This window comes from Streptomyces sp. NPDC090108 (genome assembly GCF_044747185.1).
Taxonomy (GTDB): Bacteria; Actinomycetota; Actinomycetes; order Streptomycetales; family Streptomycetaceae; genus Streptomyces.
Window position 1 is genome coordinate 384,140 of sequence record NZ_JBIVDQ010000003.1, and the last position, 14,493, is coordinate 398,632.

The following is a 14,493-nucleotide window of genomic DNA, read 5'->3' on the forward strand; positions in this document are numbered from 1 at the left end:
CCGTCCGGTGTGCCGGGACGGAACCGCTTGGCGTACCCCACCGTCTCGCCTGGAGCCGCACGATGAACACCTCGGTCGTCCTGTTCACCGCCGATCTGCGCCTGCATGATCATCCACCGCTGCGGGCGGCGCTGGACGGGTCACGTGAGGTCGTCCCGCTCTTCGTGCGCGACCAGGGGGTGACGGACGCCGGGTTCGCCGCGCCCAACCGGCTGGGATTCCTCGCCGACTGCCTGCGCGACCTGGACACGGGACTGCGCGAGCGCGGCGGGCGGCTGGTGCTGCGCTCCGGCGACGTGGTGGACGAGGTGTGCAAGGTGGTCACGGAGGCCGACGCCGACGAGGTGCACATGGCCGCCGACGTCAGCGCGTTCGCCCATCTGCGGGAGCGGCGGCTGCGCCGTGCCCTGGAGGCGGACGGGCGGCGGCTGCACGTGCACGAGACGGTGACCGGGGTGATCCCGCCCGGTACGGTGACCCCGGCCTCCTCGGACCACTTCGCCGTGTTCACGCCGTACTTCCGGCAGTGGTCGGACCAGCGGCCGCGGGACCCGCTGGGCGCGCCGCGCTCGATCCGGGTGCCCGAGGGCATCGGATCGCAGGAGCTGCCGTCCCGGTCCGCGCTGACCGGCCTCTCGCCGGGGCTGGCGACGGGCGGTGAGACGGAGGCCCGCCGGCTGCTCACCGCCTGGCTGCGGTCCGGGATCGCCTCGTACGAGGAGCGGCACGACGACATGGCGGGCGACGCGACCTCGCGCCTCTCGCCGCACCTGCACTTCGGCACGCTGTCCCCGGTGGAGCTCGTCCACCGGGCCCGCCGGGCGGGCGGTCCGGGCGCGGAGGCCTTCGTACGGCAGGTCGCCTGGCGCGAGTTCCACCGCCAGGTGCTCGCGGCGCGCCCGGCGGCGGCGAGCGACGACTACCGCACCAAGCACGACCGCTGGCGGTCCGAGCGTGCGGCGAAGGAGGACATCGAGGCCTGGCGGGAGGGCCGTACGGGCTATCCGGTGGTCGACGCGGCGATGCGGCAGTTGCTGCACGAGGGCTGGATGCACAACCGGGGCCGGCTGCTGGCGGCGAGCTTCCTCACCAAGACGCTGTACGTCGACTGGCGGGTCGGCGCCCGCCACTTCCTGGATCTGCTGGTGGACGGGGATGTCGCCAACAACCAGCTGAACTGGCAGTGGATGGCCGGAACCGGTACGGACAGCCGCCCCAACCGGGTCCTCAACCCGGTCACCCAGGCCAAGCGGTACGACCCCGACGGCGCCTATGTCCGGCGCTGGGTACCGGAGTTGGCGGGCGCCCCGGCCAACGCGGTGCACGAGCCGTGGAAGCTGCAGGGATTCGACCGGGTGGCGATCGGCGACTACCCGGATCCGATCGTCGAACTCTCCGACGGTCTGGCCCGGTTCAAGCAGGCGCGGGGACGCGACTGAGGCACACTCCGGCGGACCAACGCCCGTGGTTCGCGGCTGAAGCCCGGCGGACGCGCGCCCTCGGCCCGTGGCGGTGACGCCCGGCGGGCGCGCGTTCCGTGGCCACGCCGGCTACGGCTCCGGAGCGGAGGCGGTCAGTTCGCCGCGGGCCCGGAGGCCGTCGCGTACACCGTGACGAGTACGTCGAGCGCGTCGGCCAGGCCGGTCGGGCGCACCATGCCGTGCGAGGGCCGGCCGGCCCAGCCGGGGCCGCCGAGCACGACGAGGGGCTGTGCGCGGGCTCCCCGCACCCCCCATTCGGTGGCCGCGACGTACTGGGCCAGCGGAGGGCTCGCGGTGGAGCGCGCCTGCGCCCAGAGCACGACGGCGGCGGGGCCCAGCCGCCGTACCACCGCGACGAGGGCCTCGGCGGGCACGGCGGCCCCGAACATCCGCGTCGGGATGCCGTGTTCGCTCAGCGCCGCGTTCAACGCCTCCAGCGGCAGGGTGTGCTGCTCACCGGGGACGCAGGCGAGGATGACGGGAGCCGTGACGGCCGGAGTGGCGTGCCGGGCGGGCCGCCGGGTGTGCCGGCGCAGCGTCGTGGAGACGTGCCAGGAGAGCAGGTGCTCGACCTCGACGTAACGGTCCCCCGACGAGGCCCACTTGCGGCCGACGGCGTGCAGGGTCGGGACCATGACGTCCTGCCAGGCGACCTGGACGCCGTAGTCCCTGACGGCGGCGTCCAGTTGCTCCTCCAGGGCGGCGGCGTCCAGGCGAACGGCCGCGCGGGCAAGGCCGCGGCACTCCTGGCGGACGTCGCCCAGGGGAAGCCCTCCGGCGGCCCGCGAGCGGCCGGCGGGTCCCTGTGCCGGGAGCGGCGGCGCGGTGACGGGCGCGGGCGGCGTGGCCCTCGCGGCGGTGTCCGGGGTTGCGGGGTGCGCGCCGCCCTTCGCGGCACGGGCCGCCTCGGCGGGCGGCACCCCGGAGGAGGTGAGCCGGCACATCGTCTCCAGCATCGCCACGTCCCCGGGCGTCCAGCGCCGGTGCCGCCCGTCGGTGCGTTCGGCCGGGCCGATGCCGTAGCGCCGGTCCCAGGAGCGGAGCGTGGTGGGCGAGACGCCGAGTCTGCGGGCGAGGGCGCCGGTGGTCAGCCCGGTGTCCGCGGGCGGGGCGGGCGGCCCCGGACGCTCCGCGGTCTCCGGTTCCGTCCGGGTACGGGCCGGTTCTTCGTCCATGGATCCAGCATACGACGCAGAATCGATGCGAGTTGTGGCCGAGGGGCGCGAATTCGCAGGATGACTGCACCGTCACATGCGAGGAGCCGAGGTCATGGCCCCGATTCGAACCACCACAGCAGTCACCTTCACCACGGTGGCCGCCTGTCCCGCGCCGGCCCGCACCGCCGTCGCGGGTACGGCGGACCGCGTCGCGCCGCGGGCCGGCGCGGGGGCGGTTCCGGGCGACGAGGAACTCGCCGAGGGCCTGGTGGCCGGCGACGAGGCGTGCCTGGCCGCCGCATATCGCCGCTGGTCCGCACTGGTGTACGCGCTCGCCAGGCGTTCGCTGGGCGACGCCGTGGAGGCGGAGGACGTCACTCAGCAGGTGTTCCTCGGCGTCTGGCGGGGACGGCGGGGCTACCGGCCGGAGCGCGGTCCGCTGGGCGGCTGGATCGTCGGCATCGCGCGCCGCAAGATCTTCGACGCGCTCTCCGCGCGGACGCGGCGCAGCGAGCTGGTGGCGGCGGCCGGTTCGGCGCTCGCGCACGCGGCGGCGGACGCCTCGCTGGACACGGGTTCCGAGGCGGTGCTCGACCGTGTGCTGGTCCAGCGCGAGCTGGAGCGTCTGCCCGACACCCAGCGGCGGGTGCTCTACCTGGCCTTCTACGAGGACCTCACCCAGACGCAGATCGCCGACCGCACGGGGTGGCCGCTCGGCACGGTCAAGAGCCATGCGCGGCGGGGGCTGCACCAGCTCCGGCGCAGCCTCGAGGACGGGGCGCCGGTCGGCGCGCACGCCTGAGACGGCCCACCGCTCCCACACCCGACCGGGACGGGCCGAGCACGACCGTTCATGAACGTCCACGACGGATTCTGAACGATGTTGAACGGTCAATGCACAAACGATGCGTATTTCCGACAGGGTCGACCGCCAGGACCGACGGAGTCACCCTCGGGCTCCACGATCCCGGTCACCCGGCTCGGCACTGTCACCACATGGTGACAATTCGGGCTATCGCTACCTATAAAGAATTAATAAGCGCAAAATGAGGAGTGCGCGGTGTCTCGCCGCGCACCGCGCCGAACGCGGTCAGGCCTGCGAGTCACGAAGGAGACGGACATGGCCAATGTCTCGCACAGAGGTGACATGGCGACTCACCCCGACATCTCCGAAATGCGGGACCGCTACTCCCGCATGCTCGGCGGTCATGATGTGGCACTCGTCGACGGGCCGGTGTTCCTGCTGGGCCTGTACTGTGCGGCATCACCGTGGATCCTGCACTACACGGCGACCCAGCCGGCCCTCACCGTCCACAACCTGATCGTGGGCATCGCGATCGGCCTGCTGGCACTGGGATTCACCAGGGCCCCCGAGCGGATGTACGGCCTCAGCTGGGCCATGTGCGCCATGGGCGTCTGGATGATCATCGCGCCGTGGATCGTGGGCAGCAACCCCGACGCGGGCGTGATCGCCAGCAACGCCGTCATCGGTGGACTGGCCATCCTCCTCGGGATGTTGTGCGCCTGGACGTCGATGAAGAGCGTCCGCAGGCCGTAGGCACCCACGGGCCGATAGACCCCAGGACCACGAAGACCGGACACGAGGGAAGGAGGACCGACTGAGGACAGCGCAGACCACGAAGAGAACACGAGGCCGGTCCGCCCGGGCGGACCGGCCTCCGACCTGCCGCCGGGCGGCGCACCGACGCGCCCCCACCGGGACGCGTCCTCACGCGGGCGCCCAGCACGCGGGCCCTCAGCGCGCGGGCATCTCCCAGGGCGCCTGAGGCAACGTGCCGCCGGTCTCCAGGAGCGACTTCAGGTTGGACAGCACCGCCGGCCAGCCGGACGCGATCCCGGACCGCTCGACCTCGTCGTTCAGGTCCTCGTGGGTGACGGTGAGCCGGACGATGTCCTCGTACGGCCGGACGTCGAAGGTGACCCGGGAGTGCCGGTCCGCACGCCCCTCCTCGTCCGGCGCGGCCCACGTGACGACCAGGCGGTTCGGCCGGTCGCTCTCGACCACCCGGCCGACCACGTCGGCGACGCCGGAGCCGTCGGTGCGCACGTGCTCCCAGCGGGAGCCCTCCTTCCAGTCGGAGACGTTGTGGTGCCCCCAGTAGGCGGCGGTCAGCTCGGCGTCGGTGAGCGCGTCCCAGACCTTCTCGGCCGTGCCGGCGATGTAGGTGACGTAGACGAAATCCGGCTTGTCGTTCATGGCTTCCTCAGCTTGTCGTTTGACGGCGGCGAGCGCGCTGAGACGCGGGCGCTCGAACCTGTCGATCCACCGCTCCTGGATCTCGTGGAGCGGTACGGGATTGAGGTAGTGCAGCTTCTCCCGCCCCCGCCGCACGGTGGTGACCAGGCCGGCGGCCTCCAGGACGCCCAGATGCTGGGTGACCGACTGGCGTGCCATGTCGATCCGCTCGCACAGTTCGCCGAGCGTCTGGCCGTTCTGTTCGCGCAGCCGGTCGAGAAGCCGTCTGCGCGTGTCGTCCGCCAGCGCCTTGAAGACCTTGTCCATCCTGATGCCGTCCTCCGATCGCACGCTTCACGTTATGCAGGCAATCGCCTGCATGTCAATCGGCGCAGCCGTCCGCCACCGCGAAGGAGATCCACACGTCCGGCGGCAGGTCCGGCCGCCCCGGGACCGGCCGGGCCTCCCGCTCCCAGGCGTCGCCGGAGACCTCCTGGGCCACGCGGTGCCAGAAGCTCACCGCGGCCGCGTTGTCGGGCTGGAACGCGACCTCCCACCGTCCCGGGTGCCGGGCCAGGACCTGCCGCACGGCGCGCAGCCCCACGCCGGCACGCCGGGCGCCGCGCACCACGAAGAAGCTGTTGAGCACACGCGTGGGGCCGGTGAGCCCCCGGACGAACGCGAAGCCGACAAGGTGTTCGCCGCAGTTCATGACGTAGGGCGCCCATCCGGTGTCCGTGAAGGCCGAGTCGAGCCACTCCCGGCGGAACTCGGCACCGGGGCCCGGCAGGACGCCCCTCAGTCCGGACAGGTCGTGACGGAACATCAGCCACAGCCGCTCGACGGCGGGGCGGTCCTCGACGGCCGCGGGACGGACGGTGAGATCGGAGAGCAGGGTTTCAGACATGAAAAAAGCCTTCCCGGCGGGCTTGCGGGCCCGCCGGGAAGGCTTGAAGTATGGGTGAACCCTAGCATGTGCCAGGGCAGTCGGGGTTCAGGTCGCCGCGGGTTCGGCGGCCGGGTCGGCGTCCGCGCCGGTCTCGGACTCCTCGGTGATCTCCTTCGCGCCGAACGGCCACACCCGCTCCCGCCGCGCCCACACCACGAAGGCCACGCAGCCGAGGGCGAGCCAGGCCAGGGACCACTCGATGGGGTGGCGGCCCGGGGAGTTCCTGTCGGCGTACCCGTAGATCACGAGCCAGCCGACGAACGCGACGGCGCTGGGCAGCGGGTAGAGCCACATGCGGTACGGACGGCGCAGGTCCGGCCGCCGCTTGCGCAGGACCGTCAGGGCGACGATCTGGGCGAGCGCCTGGACGATCACCATCACGGTGGTGAGCAGCTGGATCAGGGTCGCGAGGTCGGTGTGCCGGCCGATCAGGAAGCCGATCGCGGTGATCACGCCCATGGTCGCGAGGCCCAGCACGGGGAACCGGTGGCGGGCGTGCAGCTTCGCGTACGGGCGGAAGAAGACCCGGTCGCGGGCGGCGTCGTAGGGCACGCGGGACCCGCCCAGCAGGCCCGTGAAGACGGACGCGAACGCGGTGATCAGGATCAGCACGGTCACCGTGTCGGCGGCGCCCTTGCCCCAGGTCTGCTCCAGCACGGCGGAGGCCACGGAGGTGGCGGCGATGTCGTGCGGGTCGGTCATCCGGTGCCAGTCGACGACGCCGAGGGTGCCGATCTGGAGCAGCAGGTAGATCGCCATGATGCCGAGGATCGAGAAGAGGACGGAGCGCGGCAGGGTGCGGCCGGGATCCTTGATCTCGGCGCCCATGTAGGCGGTGGTGTTGTAGCCGAGGTAGTCGTAGATGCCGATGGTCAGGCCCGCGGCGAACCCCAGCCAGAAGTGGTCGCTCGTCAGGTCGAAGGCGTGGGCCGGGTAGGTGAAGGCCAGGTGCGGGCTGAAGTCGCTCGCGGCGGCGGCGATCACGAGCAGCACCGAGGCGATCATCACGGTCCACATCACGGCGGTGATGCGGGCGATGTGCTCGATGCCGCGCCAGAGCAGGAGCACCACGAGGGCGATGACGCCGAGGCCGACGAGGTCGCCGGAGGTCTGCCCCAGGCCGGGGGCCAGGTAGCCCAGGTACTGCACGAAGCCGACCACGCCGGTGGACATGATCAGCGGGATGAAGAGCATCGCCGTCCACACGAACAGGAACGGCATCAGCCGGCCGGTGCGGTACTGGAAGGCCTGGCGGAGATAGACGTAACTGCCGCCCGAGCCGGGCAGCGCGGCACCCAGCTCGGCCCAGACCAGCCCGTCGCACAGCGCGAGCACGGCGCCCGCGGCGAACCCGAGCACCGCCTGGGGGCCGCCGAACGCGGCGACCATCAGCGGGATCGTCACGAACGGGCCGATGCCGCACATCTGGCTCATGTTGATGGCCGTGGCCTGGAACAGGCCGACACGGCGGGCGAAGCCACCGGAGGGTGGCGGACTTCCGGACATGGGACTCCTGACGCGACGGACGCACGGACCGTGTGCGTGACGGTGCATCACCCGGACCGGATGACTGGCCGATAAAGTTAAGGAGCCTTACTAGAGGCGTCAAGTATCCGTCAGAAACACGTGAGAATGGTCCGATGCCCGCCGGTGACGCCATAGAGCCGCAGGAACAGCCCTGGAGCCGCAGCCGCCTGCGCTCCGCCAACGAGCGGCTGCTCCTGGACCGGCTGCGCTCCCTGGGCGCCGCCTCCCGCGCCCAGCTGGCCCGCGAGACCGGGCTGTCGAAGCCGACGGTGTCCAGCGCGCTGGCGTCGCTCGTCTCGGCCGGACTGGTCCACGAGGTCGGCACGCACGCCCCCGAACGGGGCCGGACCGCGGTGCTCTACGCCCCGGACCCGGCCGCCGGGTACGTCCTCGGCGTGGACATCGGCCGCGGCTGGCTGCGGGTGGCGGTCGCCGGCCTGGACGGCACGGTGGCCGCCCGCTCCGACGTGCGCAACCGCGCCCGCACCTCCGCCGCGCTGGCCGACCTGGTGGTGGGCACCGCCCGCCGGGTCGTCGGCGATTCGGGGGTGGACCCGGCGGAGGTGGTGCACGGCGTGGCCGGCACGCCCGGCGTGTACGACGAGGAGCGCCGCCGGGTGCGGTACGCGATGCATCTGCCGGGCTGGGGCCGCGCGGGGCTGTTCGACCGGATGCGCGAGGAGCTCGGGGTGCCGCTGGAGGTGCACAACGACGCCAACCTGGCGGCGCTCGGCGAGTACACGTACGGCGTCGGCGCCGGCAGCCGGCTCTTCGCCTACATCCTGATCGGGACCGGCCTGGGGATGGGCGTGGTCAGCGAGGGGCGGCTGTTCACGGGGGCGCACGGGCTGGCCGGGGAGATCGGGTTCCTGCCCTGGCCGGGGCTGCGGCCGGGGGCGCGGGAGCCCGGTCCGCAGCGGCCCGAGCGGCTGGAGGACGCGGTGTCGGGGGTGGCCGTCGTGGAGGCGGCCCGGCACTTCGGGATGAGCGGGCAGCTGACCGCGAAGGCGGTGTTCGACGCGGCCCGGCGGGGCGACCCGGCCGCGGTGCGGGCGGTGGAGCTGGAGGGCGAGCGGATCGCGCACACGGTGGCGGCGGCCGCCGCCGTCCTGGACCCGGATTTGGTGGTGCTCGGCGGCGGTGTCGGCCACAGCGTCGACCTGCTGCTCGGTCCGGTCCGCGCGCACCTGCGCACGCTCACGCCGCTGCGCCCGGCGATCGCCCCGAGCCGGCTCGGCGAGGACGCGGTGCTCCTGGGCGCGGTGGCCACGGCACTGGGCACCGCCCGGGACCTGGTCTTCGCCCGCCGGACGGGCGAGGGCTGAGCGGCCCGGCGGCCACCGCCGCGCCCCCTGGCGGCCACGAACCGAGCAGGTCGCGGTCCCGGCCGGAGTCCCGGCGGACGCCGCCGAGCGGGGGCGCGGACGTGGCGGCCTGGGCCGGCGCGGTCTCACCCGTCGTCAAGGTGGCGCTCGGCCCGGATCGTTGACACGGCTTCGCCGTCCCCCTACGTTGACGCGGGTTAGTAAAGTTTCCTAACTTTACGAGGCTGGAGCTCATCGTGTCCCCTCGCCCCGCCCCCGGCCACCGGCTCGTCACCGCAGCCGCGCTCGTCGGCCTGATCGGCACGCTCACGACCACCGCCTGGGCCGACCCCCGGGACCGGGAGGCACCTCGCGGGGCCGCGCCGCACGGACAGGCGAGGGCGGCCGTCGACCGCACTCCGCCTCACCCGCGCACCACCGCGGCGCGCGGCCACGCCGCGGTGACCCGCGTGCCGTCGTCGGCCGGCTCCGTCACGCCGCTGGCCGGGTTCGCGATCCAGTCCTCGGCGAAGGTGGGCGACCCGGCGGCCGCCGTCTCCTCCCCCGGCTATCCGGCGACGGGCTGGTACCCGGCGGGGCCGCGCTCCACGGTCCTCGCGGCGCTGCTGGCCGACGGCGTGTACCCGGACCCCTTCCACTCGACCGACCAGCAGCGGATCCCGCGCGCCGACTTCCAGGTCCCCTGGTGGTACCGCTCCGACTTCACCGTGGACGACACCGGCCGGAACACCCGTCTCGACTTCAGCGGTGTGATCTCGGCGGCGGACGTGTACGTCAACGGCCGGCAGGTGGCGAAGGCCGCCGACGTGACCGGCGTCTATCCGCGCCACGAGATCGACATCACCTCGCTGGTGAAGCCCGGCACGAACACGGTGGCCTTCCGGGTCCAGCCGAACGAGCCGCTGAAGAACCTCACCATGAGCTGGCTGGACTGGCTCCAGCCGCCGCCCGACCGGAACATGGGCCTGGTCCGCGACGTGCTGATCCGGCGCGACGGCCCGGTGGTCCTGCGCGACGCGCACGTGGTGACCGCCCTCGCCGTGCCGTCGCTGGCCACGGCCGACCTGACGGTCAGGGCGCAGGTCCGCAACGACAGCGCCGCGGCGGTCACGGCCGAGGTGTCCGGCAGTGTGGCGGGAACCCGCTTCACCCGGTCCGTGCCGCTCGCCGCGCACGAGTCCCGGACCGTCTCCTTCTCCCCCGCCGACACCCCCGGCCTGCGGCTGGACTCGCCGAAGGTGTGGTGGCCGGCCGGCATGGGCGGTCAGCCCCTGTACGACCTGGACCTGGCCGTCGCCGTGGCCGGCGCCACCTCGGACACCGCCCGCGAGACCTTCGGCATCCGCGACGTCCAGGCGCCGCTGAACGCCGACGGCGCCCGCACGTACCGGATCAACGGCCGCAGGCTGCTGATCAAGGGCGGCGGCTGGTCCCCGGACGAGTTCCTGCGCTGGGACCGCGGTTACGCGGAGGACCGGCTCAAGTACGCCGTGGACCTCGGGCTGAACACGATCCGCCTGGAGGGCCACCTCGAACCGGACGAGTTCTTCGACCTCGCGGACCGCCTCGGCGTGCTGACACTGCCGGGCTGGGAGTGCTGCGACAAGTGGGAGGGCCAGGTCAACGGCACGGAGGCCGGGGAGACATGGACCGCCGCCGACTATCCGGTGGCGAAGGCCTCCATGGCCGCCGAGGCCGCCCGGCTGCGTGATCACCCGAGCGTGATCTCCTTCCTCGTCGGCAGCGACTTCGCACCCGACGCGACGATCGAGAAGAACTACCTGGACGCCCTGAAGGCAGCCGACTGGACGCTCCCCGTCGTGCCCGCGGCCTCCGACAAGTCCTCACCCCAGCTGGGAAGTTCGGGGATGAAGATGACCGGCCCCTACGACTGGGTGCCGCCCGGCTACTGGTACGCCAAGCGCGAGGGCGGCGCGACGGGCTTCAACTCCGAGACCAGCGCGGGACCCGACATCCCCACGCTCGACACCCTGCGCCGCATGATGACGCCCGCCGAGCTCGACACCCTCTGGAAGAACCCCGAGGCCCAGCAGTACCACCGCTCCCCGTCACCCACGTTCAACACCCTGAAGCTCTACGACGCCGCGCTCACCGGCCGTTACGGCGCCCCGACGGGTCTGGACGACTACGTGCGCAAGGCCCAGCTGGCCCAGTACGAGAACGTCCGCGCCCAGTACGAGGCCTACTCCCGCAACGCGACGGACGCCTCGAAGCCGTCCACCGGGGTCGTCTACTGGATGTTCAACAGCGGCTGGACGTCCCTGCACTGGCAGCTGATGGACCGCTATCTCGACCAGGGCGGCGCCTACTTCGGCGCCAAGAAGGCGAACGAGCCGCTGCACGTCCAGTACTCCTACGACGACCGCACGGTCGCCGTCGTGAACAACCAGGACGGCCCGGCCTCCGGACTCACCGCCCGGGCGACGCTGTTCGACCCGGACGGCACCCAGAGGTACGACCGGACCGTCACCGGCCTCGCCGTCGGCGGCGGTGGCGCCCACGGCACCGCGCTGACCCTGCCGTCCTCGGTGAGCGGACTGCCCTCGACCTACCTGCTGCGGCTGGTCCTCACCGACGCGGCCGGCAAGGAGGTGAGCCGGAACGTGTACTGGCTCTCCGGCAAGCCCGACACGCTCGACTGGGCGCACACCGACTGGTACTACACGCCGACGACGTCCTACGCCGATCTGAAGGGCCTCTCCTCGATGGCGAGGGTGCCGGTGACGGCGGCGGCGTCGACCGTGACCACAGGCGACACGTCGACGACGACCGTGACGGTGCGCAACTCCGGTACGGGCACGACGCCTTCGCTGTTCACCGACGTCCATCTGGTCGACGCGCAGGGCCGGCCGGTGCTGCCGGTGCGCTGGTCGGACAACGAAGTGGGCCTGTGGCCGGGTGAGTCGGTGACGCTGACCGCCACCTACCGCACGTCAGATCTGCGCGGCTCGGCGCCGCGCGTGCGGGTGTCCGGCTGGAACACGCCGGAACAGACGGTCCCGGCGGGATGACCGCGGGGGCCCGGCACCACGGCCGGGCCCCCGGTCCGTCAGCTCACGGCGAGTGACGTGTCGTCGACGACGAACGAGGTCTGCAGGGTGGATCCCTCGGTGCCGGTGAACTTGAGGGTCACCGTCTGCCCGGCGTAGGCGCCGAGGTCGAAGCTGCGCTGGGTGTAACCGCTCCCTGCGTTCAGGTTGGAGTACGTGGCGAGCGTCGACAGCACCGTGCCGCCGCTGTTCAGCACCTGTGCCTTGATGGTGTCGTAGGCCGTGGACGTGGTGGTCTCGGCGGTGTCGATGTGCAGCCAGAAGCTCAGCGTGGCGTTGGTGCAGCCGGCCGGGATGGTGACCGTCTGGGCGAGTGTGTCGGTGTGGGCGGCGCCGTAGCCGTTCAGCCACGCCTTGTAGGAGCCGGTGCGGGCGGCCTCGCCGGTGTCGTTGGTGACGACTCCGCTGGACGCCGTCCAGGAGGTGGCCCCGGACTCGAAGCCCGGGTTGGCCAGCAGCTGGGAGGCGGTGCAGGTGCCTCCGCCGCCACCGCCCGTGGTGCCGGAACCGGCCAGCCAGGCGGTCGCGTTGAGGGCGAGGGCCGCGTTGGTCGCCCCGGTGTCGTGCCAGCCGTCGTAGAGGGTGTTGCCCGACTGGCCCGTGCCGTCGTCGACGGGAGAGCTGTCGCCCCAGAAGGCGACGCGGCCGCTGCCGAAGGCGGAGGTGAGGAAGAAGGCGCCGGTGTTGCCGGAGGAACCGGTGTGGTAGACGAGGCCCTTGACGGCCGGGTTGTCCGCGGGCTTGAGCGTGGCGGTCGTGCCGTTGGCGATGAGGCTCTTGGTGACGTTGCCGAAGGCGCCGTGCAGCACGGGGTCGGTGCTGTCGCCGATCGCCGGCGGGTAGTCGGAGTCGATGTTCAGCGAGTCGATGGAGAAGCCGAACGGGTCGGTGGAGTCGACGCTGTTGTTCGTCATCAGGTCGTTCAGGATCTTGACCGCGTCGGCGCCGTCGTTGTTGCGGTCGGAGCCGGTGTGGTCGGAGATCATGAACAGGCCGCCGCCGTTCTTCACGAAGTTCATGATCGCCGTCTTCTCGGCGGCCGTGAACAGCGTGTTGGGCTCGGGCAGCACCAGCGTGTCGAAGTTCGACAGATCGGTGGCCGAGCCGCCGCCGTAGGCGAGGGCGGATCCCGTGGGCAGCGTCTTCAGGCTGTAGCCGCCCGCCTTCTGCAGCGCGACACCCCAGGACGACAGGGCGCCGGTCCAGTCGGTCTCCGCCGACGGCGAGGCGTTCTGTCCGAGCGGGTCGGGCTGGCTGGTGGAGATGATCCAGTCGGCGTTGCCCGCCGTCTCGGCGTGGGCGTTGTCGAACAGGATCCGGTGCGTGGTGGCCGCGTGGGCGGGGGCCGCGCCGGCGCCGACCTGAAGGGCGGCGGAGGCGACGAACAGGCCGAGTCCGGCCAGTGCGGTGCCGAATCTGCGGCGGAACCTCGTGGATGCGGGCATCCGGCGAACCTCCATGGGGAGTGGGGAGAGGCAGTGGGGGCGCCAAGTCTGCGCGCGTAGAACCTGGTTGAGCCTTCTACACGCGTCGAACGGTTGAAAGGTACATGGCATGACCATGCGGTGAACAGAAAGACGGGGCAATAACAGAAGGGGACTGACTCCGCTTACAGCGGGCACATGGCAGTCAAATGAGGGACGGGACCCGAAGGGGTGGAGATGGAAGTCTCAGGCATCATCAGCGCCGTGGTCATCGGTCTGGTCGTCGGCGTGCTGGGCCGTCTCGTCGTGCCCGGCCGACAGCACATCGGCGTGCTGCTGACCATCGTCGTCGGCATCGTGGCCGCGCTGCTGGGCTCGGCGGTGGCCGCCGCGTTCGGGGTCGCCGACACCAAGGGGCCCGACTGGATCGAGTGGTTCATCCAGATCGCGCTGGCGGCACTCGGCATAGCCGCCCTGGACCGGTCCCGGGGCCGCCGCTGACGGTCAGACTCCGTACAGATACGGGGTCGTGGTGGTCAGTGCGTGGAAGCCCAGCCGTTCCAGGATCGGGCGGCTCGTGGGCAACGCGTCCACCTGCAGATAGCGACAGCCCTGTGCGGCGGCGACACGGGCGCGATGGGCGACCAGGGCACGGTAGACGCCCCGGCCGCGCCACGCGGTGACGGTGCCGCCGCCCCACAGGCCCGCGAAGACGGTCCCCGGGACCGTCTCCAGCCGGGCCACCGCGACCGGTTCGTCTCCGGCCAGCGCGATCACCGCGACGACCGTGCCGGGTTCGGCGTCCAGCCGCCCCAGCAGGCGGTGGCGGAGCACGGTGCCGTCCGCGCCGAAGGCCCGCTCGTAGGCGTCGACGGCGAGTGCGGCACCGGTCCGGTCGGTCACCGGCACGAGACGGACGCCCGGGGGCGGTTCGGCGTCCAGCGCCAGAGCCGCCACCTCGGCGACCATCAGCGTCTCCGCGGGCCCGGCCCGGAAGCCGGCGGCGGTGAGCCGGGATCCGAGATCCTCCGGCCGGTCATGGCCGTAGACCTTCCACTCGAAGTCCCTGCCCAGTGCGGTGAAGCAGGCGATCTGCTCACCGATCACGCGGTCCGCGTCCGAGTCGTCGAGGCCGCTCCACACGACGCCGTTCCAGCCCTGCGCGTCGGCCACCTGGCGCACCACGCCGCCGGCCCGTTCGACCCGGGCCCCGGGTCCGTCGGGCAGGGCGCCCTCGCGGGCCTCCCGGTCGTAGCGGGCCAGCACCGCGGCAGAGTCCATGGCACCACTCCAGCATCCCGTGTCCCGGCGGGGCAACCGGATTACCGCACGCCCGCGTTCAGGCTCCCGGGAACGCGGCCG

Annotated in this window: 12 protein-coding genes; 6 read left to right on the forward strand and 6 right to left on the reverse strand. The window is 72.3% G+C overall.

The features are described 5' to 3' along the window. Positions 1-62 precede the first annotated feature (62 nt). Entirely contained in the window at positions 63-1,439 is a 1,377-nt protein-coding gene (locus ACIPRD_RS11845; protein ID WP_356407188.1) for a deoxyribodipyrimidine photo-lyase, read from the forward strand. A gap of 134 nt (positions 1,440-1,573) precedes the next feature. On the opposite strand, the gene ACIPRD_RS11850 is transcribed toward ACIPRD_RS11845, so the two are convergent. Beyond that, positions 1,574-2,656, reverse strand: a complete 1,083-nt coding sequence (locus ACIPRD_RS11850; protein ID WP_356407191.1) for a MerR family transcriptional regulator — start codon at positions 2,654-2,656, stop codon at positions 1,574-1,576. A gap of 94 nt (positions 2,657-2,750) precedes the next feature. Here ACIPRD_RS11850 and ACIPRD_RS11855 point away from each other — a divergent pair, with 94 nt between their 5' ends. Further along, on the forward strand, positions 2,751-3,440 hold the full coding sequence (locus tag ACIPRD_RS11855; RefSeq protein WP_356407194.1) for a sigma-70 family RNA polymerase sigma factor: 690 nt from the start codon (positions 2,751-2,753) through the stop codon (positions 3,438-3,440). A gap of 318 nt (positions 3,441-3,758) precedes the next feature. After that, positions 3,759-4,196 carry an SPW repeat protein gene (locus ACIPRD_RS11860; protein ID WP_356407197.1) on the forward strand — a complete coding sequence of 146 codons (438 nt, stop codon included), beginning with the start codon at positions 3,759-3,761 and terminating at the stop codon, positions 4,194-4,196. A 198-nt stretch (positions 4,197-4,394) separates the two neighbouring features. Here ACIPRD_RS11860 and ACIPRD_RS11865 read toward each other — a convergent pair whose 3' ends face one another. From ACIPRD_RS11865 to ACIPRD_RS11875, 3 genes are all read right to left on the reverse strand, one after another. Then, positions 4,395-5,162: an ArsR/SmtB family transcription factor gene (locus tag ACIPRD_RS11865; protein ID WP_401563169.1), complete on the reverse strand. Its 768-nt coding sequence runs from the start codon at positions 5,160-5,162 to the stop codon at positions 4,395-4,397. A gap of 55 nt (positions 5,163-5,217) precedes the next feature. Next, positions 5,218-5,742, reverse strand: coding sequence for a GNAT family N-acetyltransferase (locus tag ACIPRD_RS11870; RefSeq protein WP_401562381.1), 525 nt, complete (start codon positions 5,740-5,742; stop codon positions 5,218-5,220). Between the two features lie 87 nt (positions 5,743-5,829). Then, entirely contained in the window at positions 5,830-7,290 is a 1,461-nt protein-coding gene (locus ACIPRD_RS11875) for an APC family permease (RefSeq protein ID WP_401562383.1), read from the reverse strand. Between the two features lie 134 nt (positions 7,291-7,424). Between ACIPRD_RS11875 and ACIPRD_RS11880 the strand changes: the two genes are divergently transcribed. Further along, positions 7,425-8,636, forward strand: a complete 1,212-nt coding sequence (locus ACIPRD_RS11880; protein WP_356407206.1) for an ROK family transcriptional regulator — start codon at positions 7,425-7,427, stop codon at positions 8,634-8,636. 236 nt (positions 8,637-8,872) lie between these two features. Next, entirely contained in the window at positions 8,873-11,668 is a 2,796-nt protein-coding gene (locus ACIPRD_RS11885) for a glycosyl hydrolase 2 galactose-binding domain-containing protein (protein WP_356407209.1), read from the forward strand. Between the two features lie 38 nt (positions 11,669-11,706). Here the strand turns inward: ACIPRD_RS11885 and ACIPRD_RS11890 are convergent, their stop codons facing one another. Next, on the reverse strand, positions 11,707-13,152 hold the full coding sequence (locus ACIPRD_RS11890) for a hydrolase (RefSeq protein ID WP_401562386.1): 1,446 nt from the start codon (positions 13,150-13,152) through the stop codon (positions 11,707-11,709). A gap of 216 nt (positions 13,153-13,368) precedes the next feature. Here ACIPRD_RS11890 and ACIPRD_RS11895 point away from each other — a divergent pair, with 216 nt between their 5' ends. After that, positions 13,369-13,632, forward strand: a complete 264-nt coding sequence (locus ACIPRD_RS11895) for a GlsB/YeaQ/YmgE family stress response membrane protein (protein WP_356407215.1) — start codon at positions 13,369-13,371, stop codon at positions 13,630-13,632. A gap of 3 nt (positions 13,633-13,635) precedes the next feature. Here ACIPRD_RS11895 and ACIPRD_RS11900 read toward each other — a convergent pair whose 3' ends face one another. Continuing rightward, positions 13,636-14,412, reverse strand: coding sequence for a GNAT family N-acetyltransferase (locus ACIPRD_RS11900; RefSeq protein WP_401562388.1), 777 nt, complete (start codon positions 14,410-14,412; stop codon positions 13,636-13,638). Between the last annotated feature and the right edge of the window lie 81 nt (positions 14,413-14,493).